12 protein-coding genes are annotated in these 13,462 nt (G+C 67.1%); 3 read left to right on the top strand and 9 right to left on the bottom strand.

The genetic code is table 11. The features are described 5' to 3' along the window. Positions 1–23: 23 nt before the first annotated feature. Together EGH23_RS15235 and EGH23_RS15230 are read right to left on the bottom strand one after the other, a co-directional pair. The gene (locus EGH23_RS15235) at positions 24–695 is read right to left on the bottom strand and encodes a glycerophosphodiester phosphodiesterase (protein ID WP_220580847.1); all 672 of its coding nucleotides are present in this window, start codon (positions 693–695) and stop codon (positions 24–26) included. A gap of 195 nt (positions 696–890) precedes the next feature. After that, on the bottom strand, positions 891–1,913 hold the full coding sequence (locus tag EGH23_RS15230) for an LLM class flavin-dependent oxidoreductase (RefSeq protein WP_220580846.1): 1,023 nt from the start codon (positions 1,911–1,913) through the stop codon (positions 891–893). Positions 1,914–2,262: 349 nt separating this feature from the next. Between EGH23_RS15230 and EGH23_RS15225 the strand changes: the two genes are divergently transcribed. Continuing rightward, a complete protein-coding gene (locus EGH23_RS15225; protein ID WP_220580845.1) occupies positions 2,263–3,051 on the top strand; it encodes a CbiX/SirB N-terminal domain-containing protein in 789 nt (262 codons plus the stop codon). A gap of 101 nt (positions 3,052–3,152) precedes the next feature. On the opposite strand, the gene EGH23_RS15220 is transcribed toward EGH23_RS15225, so the two are convergent. From EGH23_RS15220 to EGH23_RS15200, 5 genes are all read right to left on the bottom strand, one after another. Continuing rightward, positions 3,153–4,142, bottom strand: coding sequence for a ring-cleaving dioxygenase (locus EGH23_RS15220; RefSeq protein ID WP_220580844.1), 990 nt, complete (start codon positions 4,140–4,142; stop codon positions 3,153–3,155). Positions 4,143–4,198: 56 nt separating this feature from the next. Beyond that, complete coding sequence (locus tag EGH23_RS15215) at positions 4,199–6,904, bottom strand: heavy metal translocating P-type ATPase (protein WP_220580843.1); 2,706 nt, start codon at positions 6,902–6,904, stop codon at positions 4,199–4,201. A gap of 275 nt (positions 6,905–7,179) precedes the next feature. Continuing rightward, positions 7,180–7,437 (bottom strand): hypothetical protein, encoded by a 258-nt coding sequence (locus EGH23_RS15210; protein ID WP_220580842.1) that lies wholly within the window; start codon positions 7,435–7,437, stop codon positions 7,180–7,182. Between the two features lie 84 nt (positions 7,438–7,521). Continuing rightward, entirely contained in the window at positions 7,522–8,508 is a 987-nt protein-coding gene (locus EGH23_RS15205) for a DUF7972 family membrane protein (RefSeq protein WP_220580841.1), read from the bottom strand. A 62-nt stretch (positions 8,509–8,570) separates the two neighbouring features. After that, positions 8,571–9,836 (bottom strand): WD40/YVTN/BNR-like repeat-containing protein, encoded by a 1,266-nt coding sequence (locus tag EGH23_RS15200; protein ID WP_220580840.1) that lies wholly within the window; start codon positions 9,834–9,836, stop codon positions 8,571–8,573. A gap of 111 nt (positions 9,837–9,947) precedes the next feature. Between EGH23_RS15200 and EGH23_RS15195 the strand changes: the two genes are divergently transcribed. Both EGH23_RS15195 and EGH23_RS15190 read left to right on the top strand, forming a co-directional pair. Next, positions 9,948–11,075: an AI-2E family transporter gene (locus tag EGH23_RS15195; RefSeq protein ID WP_220580839.1), complete on the top strand. Its 1,128-nt coding sequence runs from the start codon at positions 9,948–9,950 to the stop codon at positions 11,073–11,075. A 232-nt stretch (positions 11,076–11,307) separates the two neighbouring features. Further along, complete coding sequence (locus EGH23_RS15190) at positions 11,308–11,859, top strand: hypothetical protein (RefSeq protein WP_220580838.1); 552 nt, start codon at positions 11,308–11,310, stop codon at positions 11,857–11,859. Positions 11,860–11,926: 67 nt separating this feature from the next. On the opposite strand, the gene EGH23_RS15185 is transcribed toward EGH23_RS15190, so the two are convergent. Next, positions 11,927–13,003, bottom strand: a complete 1,077-nt coding sequence (locus tag EGH23_RS15185) for a DUF7972 family membrane protein (protein ID WP_220580837.1) — start codon at positions 13,001–13,003, stop codon at positions 11,927–11,929. Further along, entirely contained in the window at positions 13,000–13,215 is a 216-nt protein-coding gene (gene sp36 / locus EGH23_RS15180; RefSeq protein ID WP_220580836.1) for a Sp36 family protein, read from the bottom strand. The genes EGH23_RS15185 and sp36 overlap by 4 nt, the downstream gene beginning before the upstream one ends. Between the last annotated feature and the right edge of the window lie 247 nt (positions 13,216–13,462).

Here is a 13,462-nt window from a genome sequence, read left to right as displayed (position 1 = left end):
GAACCTCATTCGGACAAAGAACATCACTCGATCCATTCTGTGACGTGCGGCGAACTCGCGATGACCCCGTCGACGTCACGCCGTTCGAGCAGCCAGGCCCCCAATCGCGAATCGACGGTCCACGCGTTGACCAGCATTCCGGCGTCGTGTGCATCGGCGATAACATCAGTACAGAGGCAAAGCCACGCGTTCGGATGGACGTACTTGCAGTCGAGCTCTTCGGCGACCGCGAGATCGTCGCCCGGGGTGAGCCCCAGTACGTACGCCAGTTCGACCCCCTCGCCGCCGTCGACGTGGACTCGGCGGATCGCCGCCGCGTCGAACGAGGAGACGATGACGTCGTGCGGCGTCTCACGCGCTCTCGAAAGCGCCTGCTCGACGGTCGCCGCGTCCTTGAGTTCGAGGTTGACGCCGGTCGCGGCCGGAATGACGTCGAGGACCGACGAGAGCGTCTGGACGCCCTCGCCGTCGTGGGAGTCGAGGGACGCCAGCTCCGGGACAGTGAGTTCGTCTACCTCGGTCACGCCGTCGATGGCGATGTCGACGAGCGAGTTGTGTGCGACCACGAGCTCGCCCGAGGCGCACCGATGGACGTCGAGTTCGATCATGTCCGCTTCCGGGATCGCCTGTTCGACGGCCGCCACGGTGTTAGCGGAGTACTGCTCGTCGAATCCTCGGTGGGCGATCAGACGCATCTGTTGGCGGTCGCTATTCGATAGTCGGTGAAAGGTGTTCGGACACCGCCGGCTCTCGCCGTCGAACGAGTCGAGCTTTTCGGCGAAGTAGCCGAAGCGTCTCCGGTACGTTGCCCGCCGACGAGTAGCCCGGAGCGAGGGGAACATCGAACAGAGGTGGAGTGACCCTCTTCCGTCAGCCGGAGGACGCCTCGATCACGCGAGTCCGACACCGTCGGCCAGCAGTTCGTGCGACCGGAGCGCATCGCCGTGGGTCGCGTGGATGTGTTGGACCATCACCTCGTCGACGCCGACGCGGTCCGCGAGCTGTTCGAGCAGCGACGCGAGCGTCTCCGGACTCCCGGAGATCGCGCGCGGCCACTCACCGTCGTCGAGCGTTCCGGGCGTCGGTTCGGGGACCCCGCCGATCTCGTCGATCGCTTCCTCGACGGACGGTCTCGTGCCGACGACACCGCGCTGCATGCGCTCGTACGACGCCTCGGCCACGGCCCGGAGCCGCGCCGCCTCCTCGTCGGTCGCCGCACAGACTGCGTTCACTGCCAGTATTCCCTGCGGATCGTCGGCACTACCGGCCAGGGCCGACGATTGGAACCGCTCGCGGTACCGCTCGAACGACCGGGTAGCGAGCTGCGGTCGAATGAACGCCGCGAAACAGTACGGGAGCCCCAGTTCGGCCGCGATCGCCGCGCTCGACGGGCTCGATCCGAGCACCCACGGGGCGGGGACGCCGTCGCCCGAGCGCGGTATCTGTAAGTCGCCGTAGGGATGTTCGTCGGGGTAGGCGTCGTAGAGGTGGTTGACGACGGCTTCGATCTTCTCCGCGTGATCCGCGTCGGGGTTCTGGACGCGCCGGTCCGTTCCGAGGGCCCGATCCGCCGCGGGCGACCCGTTCGCCCGCCCGAGACCGGCGTCGATGCGGCCCGGAGCGAGCGCGTCGAGCGCGCCGAACTGTTCGGCGACTTTGAACGGGCTGTAGTGATTGAGGAGCACCGCGCCGGATCCGAGCCGAATCGAGCCCGTTTCGGCGGCGAGATGCCCGAGCAGCACTTCGGGTGTCGTCCCCGCGATAGAGTCCGCCATGCCGTGATGCTCGGCCACCCAGAACCGGGAGTACCCGAGCCGTTCGGCTTGCTTGGCGGCCTCTACGGTGTTCGCGTACGCCTCGCTCGCAGCCCCATCGTTCGGAACGGGAGACAGATCGACGACGGAGAGTTCCACGTCCGAGTTCGGGGACTGCAAGAATTAACGGTTTGGTTAGCGGTCGCCATCTCGTGCTCCCGAGACAAAGTACGGAACTCGTCCGGCCGTTCGGCAGCCTCCACTCCCTGTGGCGGAACCATTCGACGAAGAAGCGAGGCTTCCACTTCGGCTAACGTGCGCTCGGATGTGAACAGCCGGGTCGGATCGTCGTTCGACGCCGGCGAGACGAGCGTCGATCTACCGCTCCCGGACGGCCGAGCCGACGTACCGAATCAGGGTCACCAAAATTTATTTGATGGCCGGTTCCGTTGGCTACAACAAGAGTAATTGGAGTAGTCAAAATGAACTTGCAATACCGAGTGGCGTCATGACGACTGAATCGATCCTGCTCATCGGCCGGGGGACGAGAGCCACGCGAGCGGTGCTCGAAACGCACGCCGACCGCCTCGCCGCTCGCACCCGCGTCGACTCTGTCGAGGTCGCCGTCTACGAGCACGAGCCGCTCCGCGAGCTTCGAGGGACCGTAGAGGGGCTCTCCGCCGATACGGTGTACGCCGTCCCGATGTGTACCGCCCACACCTACGACACCGTCGACGAGATCCCGGCGCTCCTCTCGTACGCCGCCGGCACCGTTCGATACTGCGAACCGGTCGGGCAGAGCCCGGCGGTCACGAACGTGCTCGCGGAGCGCGGGGCGGAGCTGGTGTCGCCGGGCGAGGACGCGTCGCTCGTCCTCGTCGGGTTCGGGAGCAGTTCGAAGCCGCACAACCGACAGACGGTCGACCATCACGCGGCGCGTCTCCGCGAACGGTCGGCGTACGGGTCGGTGCTGACCTGTTACCTCCTGCAGAACCCGGCAGTCGAGTGCGTCCGCTACAACCTCACTACGCCCCGGGCGGTGGCGGTGCCCGTGTTCGTCGCGCCGTCCGAGATAACGGACGACCGAATCCCGGCGGCGCTCGAACTCGCTCGCGGCGGGCTGGAGTACGCCGACCCGCTCGGGGAACATCCGCGCGTCACGGACGCCGTTCACGGGGAGATCGAAAAGCGGCGGGCGCTGGCGCGCGACGACTCCGCGTCGACGGAAGCCGTCGACGCTCGACCGACGCGGACGCCGCGGCCCGTCTCGACCGACGGCGAGGGCCTCTCGGAGTAATCCGCGTCTCGCCGCGGTTCCCCGCTCGGAAGTCCCGGACCGCTCCATCGAGCGTGCGACGGAGCCGGCCGCCGTCCGTATCCGCGCCGAACGTCTCTCGGTCAGTTGTCCGCTTCGACGGCGTCGGCGGTCGGAACCGTCACGTCGGTCAGGTTGGCCTCTATCTCCTCGCGTCGGTCCTCGAACTTCCCGGGGAGGACGAGGCGGCCGCCGAGGTCGTCGAGCGGTTCGTCGCTGGTGTAGCCGGGGCCGCTGGTGGCGAGTTCGAACAGGACGCCGCCGAACTCTCTGAAGTAGACCGAGCGGAACCAGTGGCGGTCGATCTGCTGGGTCGGGCGGAGTCCGGCGGACTGGACGGCCTCGCGCATCGCCCGCTGGTCCTCGTCGGTCGGCGTCTGGAAGGCGACGTGGTGGACCGTCCCGTGGCCCTGTCGCCCGCCCTGGATGGTCGGGAGCACGTCGACGTACCTCCCCACCGGACCGGCGGCGGCGAAGCGGGTCCGCTCGTCGCCCGGCGTGTCGCCCTGGGCCTGTTCGGTGCCGGCCTCTTCGAGGCCCATCGTCCGGAGGAGATCCATCGTGGGTTCGGGGTCTCCGAGCCAGAGCGTCACCGAGTGGAAGCCGCGGATGGCGGCGTCTTCGGGGACGAACTCCGTCCACGGGACCGTGGGGTCGTCCTCGCCGATCTCGACCGCGACGAGTTCGACGGGGAGACCGTCGGGGTCACGGAACGGGAGGACCGTCTCACCGAAGCGTTCGACGCGCTCGTCGTAGTCGACATCGTACTCCTCGAAGCGCTCCTCCCAGTAGTCGAGGCTACCCTCGGGAACGCGGAAGGCGGTCCGGGAGACCTGTCCGGAGCCGACCTTCCCCTGTTTCATGTCCTCCCAGGGGAAGAACGTCATGCTCGTCCCGGGGGTCCCCTCGGCGTCGGCGAAGAAGAAGTGGTAGGTGCCGGGGTCGTCCTGGTTGATGGACCGCTTGACCAGGCGGAGACCGAGCGTCTCGACCCAGAAGTCCATGTTCCGCTGGGGGTCGCCCGCGATACAGGTCACGTGGTGGATGCCGGGTGTAGGTGTCGGAGTCGTCATAAACGGCGGTACGAACTGCAGGAACTTGAGTACGCGCTGACGTGAGTGTAACCGGGTCAGGCGCCGCGCTCGTTCTCGGTGGCCTGCCCCTTTGTCGGCGAGAGGCGCGAGAGTCGCATCGCGTTCCCGGTCACGCCGAGCGTCATGCCCGCGTCGCCGGCGAGGACCGCCAGCCAGATCGGGACGTAGCCGAAGGGGACGGCGACGGCGAGCCCCGCCTTCACCGCGAGGCTGGCCCAGACGTTCTGCCGGATGACGCCGTTGGCGTCGCCGGCCAGTTCGTAGAGGTAGGGCAGCTTCGAGAGGTCGTCGCTCATCAGCGCGATGTCGGCGGTCTCGAGCGCCGTGTCGGTTCCGGCGGCCCCCATCGCCACGCCGACCGTCGCGGTGGCCAGCGCCGGCGCGTCGTTGATGCCGTCGCCGACCATCGCCACACCGCCGGACTGCGTCCGGCGAGCCCACGACCGCCGCTCGTGGACGCCCTCGTACTCCGCGACGAGATCCTCGATGGCCTCGACCTTCTGGTCGGGGAGCAGTTCCGCGCGGTAGTCGTCGACGCCGACCCGTTCGGCGATGGCGCGGGCGGTCCGCTCGTTGTCGCCGGTGAGCATGACGGTGCGCTCGACGCCGAGGTCCTTCAGGCGGGCGACGGCGCGCTTCGCTTCCGGGCGGACCTCGTCGGCGACGGCGATGACGCCCTCCAGTTCGTCCTCGGTCCCGACGAGGACGACGGTCTTGCCCTCCGCCTGCAGGTCGGGCACGGTGTCCTCTAAGAGGTCGAGACAGTTGTTGCGCTCGCAGATAGTCCGTGCGGTCCGGGTGACGACGCCCCCGTCGGTCGTCGCGTGGACGTGCGAGAGGTCGAAGCCAAGCTCCTCGAAGAGGCCGGGCTTGCCCGCGAAGTGCGGCGTCCCGTCGAGGTCAGCCCGGACGCCCTTCCCGGTGATGCTCTCGAACTCGTCTATCTCGCGCCCGGCGGCCGATTTCCCGTCGGCGTGGGCGACGATGGCCTCGCCGATGGGGTGTTCGCTGCGCTGTTCGAGGCCGCGCGCACACCGGAGCACGTCCGTCTCGTCGTTGCCGTGGAGCGGGACGACGTCGGTGACCGTGAGTTCGCCCTTCGTCAGCGTCCCGGTCTTGTCGAAGGCGACGACGTCGACGGCCCCCATCGCTTCGAGGTGGTTGCCGCCCTTGACGAGCACGCCGTTCTTCGCCGCGCTGGTGATGCCCGAGACGACCGAGACGGGCGTCGAGATGACGAACGCGCAGGGGCAGGCGAGCACTAACAGGGTGAGGCCGTAGACGACGGCCGTCGACCACGAGGTCGCGAGGACGAACGGCGAGGCGACCGTGACGAGGGCGGCGAACGCGACGACGACGGGCGTGTAGTACGCCGAGAACCGCTCGACGAACTGCTCGCGCTCGGTCTTGTTCGACTGGGCGTCCTCGACCATCTCGACGATGCGCGAGAGGGTGTTGTCCTCGGCCGTCGCGGTGACCTCCACCTCGACGTACCCCTCTTCGTTGATCGTTCCGGCGTACACCTCGTCGCCCTCGCTCTTGTCCACGGGGACGCTCTCGCCGGTGATCGGGGCCTGATTGACCGCGCTCTCGCCTTCGACGACGGTTCCGTCCATCGGGATCTTCTCGCCGGGTCTGACGGCCACGATATCGCCGACTTCGACCGAATCGACGGGCACCGTCACCTCCTCGCCGTCGCGCACGACGGTCGCTTCGTCGGGCGAGAGGTCCATCAGTTCGGTCAGGGAGTTCCGCGCCCGGTCCATCGCGTACCGCTCTAGCAACTCGGCGACGCTGAACAGGAACGCGAGGGTGGCGGCCTCGAAGTACAGGCCCTCGCCGAAGGCGAGGCTGGCGACCAGCGCGCCGAGGATGGCGGTCGACATCAGGAAGTCGATGTCGAGGTTGCGGTTCCGCGCGGAGTAGTAGCCGTTGCGGAGGATCTCCTGACCGCCGACGGCGATGGCGACGAGGAAGAGCGCGTCGGCGACGAGGAGTTCGCTGCCGAGGACCGTCGCTATCTGTGCGTTCTGCCCGGTCAGGGCGAACTCGAAGAGCAGTCCGAGCGCGACGAAGACACCGCTTACCCACGTCTTCACCGCGCGGGAACTCCGCCAGATGCTCTCCGCCGACCCCTCGGCCTCGCCGCTCTCGGCTCCCTCGCCGGTCGTCCCGGTGACCTCGTAGCCGGCCGCCTCGATGGCCGAGACGATCTCCGCCTCCCCGAGTGCGGCGGCGTCGTAAGTAGCCGTTACCTTCCCGGTCGTGGGCTGGGTCTCGTACGCCGAGAGGCCGTCGAGTTCCGAGAGCGCGTTCTCTATCTTACCCGCACAGGAGGGGCAGTCCATCTCGGGGACGGTGAACTTCACGGTCACCGTCTCGGCGTCCGCGGCGTCTTCGGCGCTGTAGCCGGCCTTCTCGACGCGCTCGACGACGTCCGCTTTACTCGTCTCACCGCCGTCGAAGGCCACCGTGAGCCTCCCGGTCGTCACCTGCGGGTCGACGGCGTCGATCCCGTCGAGCTTTCGGACGCTGTTTTCGACCTTGCCTGCACACGACGGGCAGTCCATCTCGGGGACCGAGAGGCGGGCGACCTCGTCGCCGCTCGCTTCGACGCCCGACCCGTCGCTGCCATTCCCGGCCACGCAGTCGCCGTCTCCGTGGCCGCGCTCGTCGTCGGCGTGGCCGTGTTCGCGGGAGTCACCGCGTGGCTCGGGCGAACCCCCATTCGGTACGGTCATTATCGGAGACTAGGCGACCAGGCATTGTTAAAGTAGCTACTATCAGACGGGGCTCAAGCACTTGTCTTTAATAAATATATTCGATCGAGTTATTAAGTATTCCGCCGCGAACGGTGGGCTCGTGCGCGGTTCTCCGACCAGCTGCCGGTCGTGATGTCTGCTACTCGTCGTCTGCCGGTATCGGCGGTTCGACTTGAGTACCTGAGAGAAGAAAAGGAAGCGATACGGTCACGCGGCGGCGAGACCGTACGAAAAATAGACGCTGCTTCGCCGTGTTACCGACCGAGGACGTGTCGAGCGAGGAAGCCGACGGCGAGACCGACGCCGAACGCCGTCGCCGCGCTCTGCCGTTTCCGCTGCTGGGCCTCTTGCGGGAACTTCTCCTCGGCGAGGTCGAAGACGACGCGACCGAGTTCCGTCTTCAGGTTCTCGGTTTGCTGTACCTTGCTGTCCTGTGCGCGTCGCTTCGCCTTCTCGAGTTGCTCGTTGAGGTTCTCTCGCGCCTGCTGTCGGCTTTCGCTTTCGTTCGTCATGTCCGGACAATCGACTCCTCCCTTGCTAACGGTAGTGCCTGCACATGCCTGCAAGACCGGTAGGGTGGCCCTCTCGGCGTTCGGTCACTGTTTCTCCGGCGGGATGAACGGCCCGACCGAGACGGTTCGGCGGGCGATCGTCGCCGCCCGCAGGATGTAGGCGATGAACGCCGCGAACGGCGAGACGATGACGCCGATACCGAGCGAGACGACGAGGGGGAGCAGCGAGGGCGGAATCGTGGTCGTCGAGTTCGTCCGGTAGAGGAAGGTGAGCGAAATGCTGGTCACCAGCGCTACCAGCCCGGTGTAGACGACGATCCGGGAGAGCCGAGCGAAGTCCTGCTGGAGCGAGAGCGTCTTGAAGAACTGCCGCGAGACGGCGATGGCCTCCAGCAGGTCGTCGACGGCATCCAGGTTCTCGCGCAGTTTCCGCGGCAGCTCCTCTGCGTGCGCGTTCCGGATGTGGCGAACGGCGGTCATGTTCTGGGCGTACTCGGTGCCGAGGACGACGTCGAGCACGTCGACGATGTTCTCCTCCGATTCGAGGTGGTCGTCGATGTCGTCGCCGTACTCGCGGAGGCCCCGCATCGCGTCGCGGACGCCGTCGGGGACCTCCCGGTCCGAGTCCGCGACCGTCTCCTCGAAGGACGACGCGCGGTCGCTGAGCGTCGTCGCGGTGAGCGAGAGGAACTCCGCGGGGTCGTTCGGACTCGCCGGCTCCCCGGAGAGCTCCTCGACGGTCCCGCGGAGCGAGCGAGTCCCGTCGAGACGCTCGGAGAGCGTATCGGGCGTGCCGAACACCCGCGAGAGGATGAACTGGTTGATCGAGAGCGAGATGGTCACGAGCGTGACGACGCCGGAGGTGAGCCCGCTCGCGAACACCGTCGCCGCCTGACTCCTCGGACCGACGGTGAGCAGTCCGGCCCAGAGGAGACCGCCGATGATGACGACGACGGCGACGGTGAGACAGGCCGCGACGGCGATTCGATTCCCCCCCAGGAGGAACCAGTGAAGGGCCCGTTCCCGGAACCCCTCCGTAGTCGAGACGGACGAAGAGACGCCACGTTCCATACCGCGGAGTCGTCTACCGACTCGAAGCGGGTTCTGCATGCATTTCCCGCCGTCGCGCGCTATCAGCGGGTTTCCGACCGGGGACGCTCGACGACGGTGCCCTCCGCGCCGACGGCGATCGCTCGTTCCCGACCGAGCGCGACCCCGCGGAGGGAAGCGGTCGCCGGCGTCGGCGTCCGCTCCCAGTCGGTCGCGTCCGCGGCCCGTTCGTACACCGTCCCGCCGTCGCCGGCGGCGAGCCACAGCGTCTCGTCGAGCGCGAGCGCCCACAGCGCGTCCTCGCCCGGTCGCTCGGGCGTCCAGCGCTCGCCGTCGTAGCGGTGGACGACGCCGCTGTCGTCGCTGACGGCACAGCCGTCGTCGTCCGCCGCGACGTCGGTGAGCGTCCCGTCGGCTCCACCGAGCCCCGACTGCGCGAAGGTTCGCCCGCCGTCGTCCGTCTCGAAGACGCACTGGTTGGTGTCACAGGCGTAGCCGACCGAGGCGTCCTGAAGAGCGATACTGGCGAGGCTGGAGCCGCTCCCCGGCGTCACCGGCTCCTCCCACGCCGTCTCCCCCTCCCGATACCGGCCGCGACGGACGCGGCCGGAGCCGTCTATCAGCAGGACCGTCTCGTCGTCTGGCGTGCCCGCTACGGCCACGCCCGCGAGGTTGTTCGTGTCGTCGTTCGGCGCGGAGAGATCGACGTGTCGGCCGCTCTCGGGGTCCAGCCGACCGACGGCCCCGCTGTCGCCGGCGACCCAGACGCCGCCGCCCTCGACGGCGTCGACGCCGCGAAGCGCGTTCGACTGCGCGCCGGGGCCGTCGGACAGCACGGCGCTCCAGCCGTCGCCGTTGTCGGCGAGCACGCTCCCCTCAGACCCGACGGCGTAGGCCGTTCCGTCGGCGACGGCCGCGTCGTGGAGCGTCTCCTCGCAGGGGACGGTCGCGGTGGTCCACGCGGGCGGCGATTCCGGCCCCTGTGATTCTTCTGGCTCCTGCGAGGATTCCGATTCTCGCGTGACTTCGGTATCGCTCGACTCGACCGGAGAATCGCTCTCTCCGGCGGGTTCTGGGTTTCGCTCGCGGTCAGGTTCCGTCGACTCCGCGTCCGCGCCGCTCGACCGACGGTTCGATTCACTCTGTTCTCGCCCCGACGAGGAACTAAGCACGTAGAGAACGGCCGGCGTGAGGAGGTAGACCGAGATGGCGACGACGGCGAACAGGCGATTGATGAACGTCAGCGTCCCGAACGCCGTCAGCGCCGCCGTTGCCACCGCGTGCTGCCACGTCTTCGTGTACTGCCTGAAGAACGGGACGAACCCGTCGGCGCGAGCGCGCTCATTCATTGTCCTGTCTCGTGCATCGGGACACTCGGGTCTTTCCCCGGCATACTGTGCCCGATTCTCACCGAAGGACCACATGCCCGGATTTTTCCGTGCGACTCCCGACGCAGAAACATGGACCTCTCTTCTCCGACGTTCGACCGAGAGCGCCTCGGATGGTGGGCGCTCGTCTTCGCGGTCGGGCTGGCGCTCCTGTTCGTCCTCCACTCGTTCGTCGGGACGTTCATGCTCGCGCTCTTCGTCTACTACGGTATCCGACCGCTGAACCAACGGTTGGAGTCCGTCCTCTCGTCGGGGATGGCCGCACTGGTCTCGTTGCTCGTCGTCGCGCTCCCCGCGCTGTTGCTCATCACCGCGGTCGTCGTGATGGGCATCACGCAACTGCTGTCGGCCGGCGCGCTCGACGGGGTCAGACAGGCGATACAGCCGTACCTCCAGACCCAGTCGCTGGACCTGTTAGAACGCGTTCGTTCGCTGGTGGCCGGTGGAGCGTCCGGGTCGCCGATGGACTTACTCCAGCGTGGTGCGGGCATCCTCTCGACGCTCGCCGGAGGAACGATGCACCTATTCCTCGCCGTGACGGCCGCGTTCTACCTCCTGCGGGACGACGCCCGTCTCGCGTCGTGGTTCCGCTCGACGGTCGGCGGAAGCGGAACGACGGCCCACGCCTACGTGACCGCTGTCGACGACGACCTCGCCACCATCTACTTCGGAAACGTCCTCCTCGTCGGTATCGTCGCCGTCCTCGCCGCGGTGGTCTACAACGTCTACAACCTGCTTGCTCCCGCCGCGGTCTCGATGCCGGCACCGACGGCGCTGGCGTTGCTCACTGGACTGGCCAGTCTCGTTCCCGTCGTCGTCGGCAAACTCGTCTACGTCCCGCTCGTCGCCTTCCTCGGCGTTCGCGCCGCTCGGGGCGACCCGTCGCTGTTGATCTATCCTGCGGCGCTGTTCGTCGTCTCACTGGTCCTCTTGGATCTCCTCCCCATGACGTTCCTGCTGCCGAAAGTCGCCGGACAGGCGACGCATACGGGACTAGTCCTGTTCGCGTACATCCTCGGCCCGATGCTCTTCGGCTGGTACGGCCTGTTTCTGGGACCGTTCCTCCTCGTCGTCGGGATTCAGGCGGTCAGAATCGTCCTCGAAGAACTCCTGGAGGGCGATCCGGTGTCGCCGGCGGTCACGTCCGCCGAGTCGCTGGGGTCGGACCCGGAGGAAGCGGACTCGACCGAAGACGGCTAGACCGGTCCGCCTCGCGACTCGGTACCGGCGCTAGACAGATATTCCGCTTCGTGGGTCCCCTCGGAAACCGTTTGTGCTTGCAAATGCCGGCTGTGGGGGAACCAGACGTCACCCTCCGCACTTCGATCCGGTCCTCCCGTGGATATAGTTTACACGCCGCGAGACGCGGCCGAGAGTGGTTGCATTCGAAGGCCGCAGCGGTATCAGAGTAGCACGCCTTCGTCGTCCCGTAATGAGTGACTCTACCGGCGACGAACAGCTGGACCGCATCGAACAGGGGTTAGACGCGCTGTTCGCGACCGAGGTCGCGAAAGAGGTCATCGAAGCGGTCGATTTCGAGGCGATACTGGCCGACGAACCGGCACAGGACCCGGTCGACGTCGACCGCCTCGCACAGGCGATCGGCCGCCCCGTCGGTCGCATTCTCGCCTCCCGGGTCATCGGGGGAAGCGGGGCGTCGGGTCTCGCAAAGCAGACGCTCGGGGGCGAGGTCGGCAGCCGCGTCGCCTCGAAGACGTTCCGCGTCGCCGTCGAGAACGTCGACACGCAGCGGGTCACCGAGACGCTCGTCGAACTCGACGAGGAGACGCTGCCCGGGCCGACGCTGCAGGAGATGATCGGTCCGGCCATCGAGGACAGCGACGTCTTCGCCTTCGATCAGGAGGACCTGCCGGAAGACGTCGACGCGGGTTCGGACGCCAGCGGCGTCAACGACGCGGGCGGTGCCGACCACACGGGGCCGCTCGACGGCACCGACGTCGGCGACGGAACGCCCGAAGAGTAGGTCGTCGTCCTTCTCAACCCCGACGCGGGCCGCGAGGGGACCTCTTTCGCGCCGGTATTCCGCGCGGTCAGCGCTGTGAGTCCCGGAGGATGAGCGGGCCGATCGCGAGGGTCCGCTTCGCCACCGTCGCGACTCTGGCGATGTAGGAGACCAGTAGGAGGTGTGGCAGCAGCGTTATCGTGAACGCCGCAGTGACGACCAGCGTCATGTGGGCGAAGCCGAACGTGGACCCCGGGAACGACGACTCGCCGATGAACGCCAGCATCGCGCCGGCGATGATGAGCGCCGGAACCGAGATGTAGAGGATGAGTTGCGAGAGGTTGATGAGCGCCCACTCGAAGTAGAGCGTCTTGATGTGCTCTCGGCCCGGGCCAAACATCGCCAGCGTGCTCCGCAGATCCTCGAGCAGGCTTCTGTCGTCGTCGGTGAGGCTCTCCTCGTACTCGTACTCGATGCGCTCGACGTGGAATATCTTCCACCCGTAGTTGTAGTTGAGCGCGGCGAACAGGACGCCGAAGGAACCGAAGTTCGCGCCGTCGAGCTGCTTTCGGACCTGCTTCGCGTTCCCGATGATGCTGGTCGTGAACTCGTTGACCTCCGCTTTCAGCTCCTCGTCGTCCTTGCCGGCCACCGCCTCGCGAAGCTTGCGGGCGCGGGTCTCGGAGGCGTTGACGATGTGGCGGAGGAACGCGGACGGGTCGGCCGGAACCGGGCGGTCGACGAGTTCGCGCGTGTAGTCCCGGACGTTCATCGTACTGCTCATCCGCTCGTGCTGGTCGCCGAGCGGCCCGTTCTCCTGTGAGATGACGAGCTGGCTGATGGTCACCACGAGGGTCGTCCCGGTGATTATCGCGCCGATCATCGTCGAGAATATCGTCTCGATGGTGTCTTCCTGCTGCAGATCGGCGTGAAACGCCGGGTAGAACTCCGCCCCGACCAGCGTGACGGTGACGAACACGATGAGCGCCAACAGCCCGGTCACGACCAGACGGTTCGCGGCGAGCATTATCCAGATCTTGATGCGGCTCTCGTCCGCGCGCTGCCGCATCGTGTTGGCCGTTCCGATGTCCGCGTCGGCGTCGGGATCGAGTTCCGTCTCGAACTCGATGTCAGTCTCCTCGTCGGGGTCGACGGCCGAGTTCATTGCTCCGCGTCGTCGTCCGACTCCGCCGGACGCTTGAAGAGGAGAAACTTCGTGCCGCCGCCGCCGGTGTATGCGACGGTCCCCGCGAGTTCCCACCCCTCGCGCCCGAGCTCGTTGAGTTGGCTCTTCGGGTCGACTGATTCCTTCTGGGTCACGCCTTTGGGGACCTGTAGCGTCTCGTACTCCCAGCGGGTGCGTTCCCTATCGGTCATACGTCTCACGAACTGGGTCGGCGAGCCGCGCCGCTGTTAGCGTTCTTCCGTCTCGACAACGAGGGCCATCGGAGAGTCCAGAGCGTGAAAGCGTCGTCATAACCGAATCACGAGACAGTACGTGGTTGGCCCGTATGCACTGACCGCTTTCAGTTGCAGGCACGCGCTCTCGCGACGTACGGCGTCGCCTCGCGGCGATCGGCGGACGGGACCTGTCGCTCCCGGCCGATAGCCGACTCTACCTGTT

This window comes from Haloarcula nitratireducens (assembly GCF_019599505.1).
This window is presented reverse-complemented; position numbering and strand designations above follow the sequence as displayed.

Excerpts from the sequence above, each read along its gene's own strand:
- EGH23_RS15235 (WP_220580847.1), bottom strand. The coding sequence starts at position 695 with ATGCGTCTGATCGCCCACCGAGGATTCGACGAGCAGTACTCCGCTAAC.
- EGH23_RS15225 (WP_220580845.1), top strand. The coding sequence starts at position 2,263 with ATGACGACTGAATCGATCCTGCTCATCGGCCGGGGGACGAGAGCCACG.
- EGH23_RS15220 (WP_220580844.1), bottom strand. The coding sequence starts at position 4,142 with ATGACGACTCCGACACCTACACCCGGCATCCACCACGTGACCTGTATC.
- EGH23_RS15215 (WP_220580843.1), bottom strand. The coding sequence starts at position 6,904 with ATGACCGTACCGAATGGGGGTTCGCCCGAGCCACGCGGTGACTCCCGC.
- EGH23_RS15210 (WP_220580842.1), bottom strand. The coding sequence starts at position 7,437 with ATGACGAACGAAAGCGAAAGCCGACAGCAGGCGCGAGAGAACCTCAAC.
- EGH23_RS15205 (WP_220580841.1), bottom strand. The coding sequence starts at position 8,508 with ATGGAACGTGGCGTCTCTTCGTCCGTCTCGACTACGGAGGGGTTCCGG.
- EGH23_RS15200 (WP_220580840.1), bottom strand. The coding sequence starts at position 9,836 with ATGAATGAGCGCGCTCGCGCCGACGGGTTCGTCCCGTTCTTCAGGCAG.
- EGH23_RS15195 (WP_220580839.1), top strand. The coding sequence starts at position 9,948 with ATGGACCTCTCTTCTCCGACGTTCGACCGAGAGCGCCTCGGATGGTGG.
- EGH23_RS15190 (WP_220580838.1), top strand. The coding sequence starts at position 11,308 with ATGAGTGACTCTACCGGCGACGAACAGCTGGACCGCATCGAACAGGGG.
- EGH23_RS15185 (WP_220580837.1), bottom strand. The coding sequence starts at position 13,003 with ATGAACTCGGCCGTCGACCCCGACGAGGAGACTGACATCGAGTTCGAG.
- sp36 (WP_220580836.1), bottom strand. The coding sequence starts at position 13,215 with ATGACCGATAGGGAACGCACCCGCTGGGAGTACGAGACGCTACAGGTC.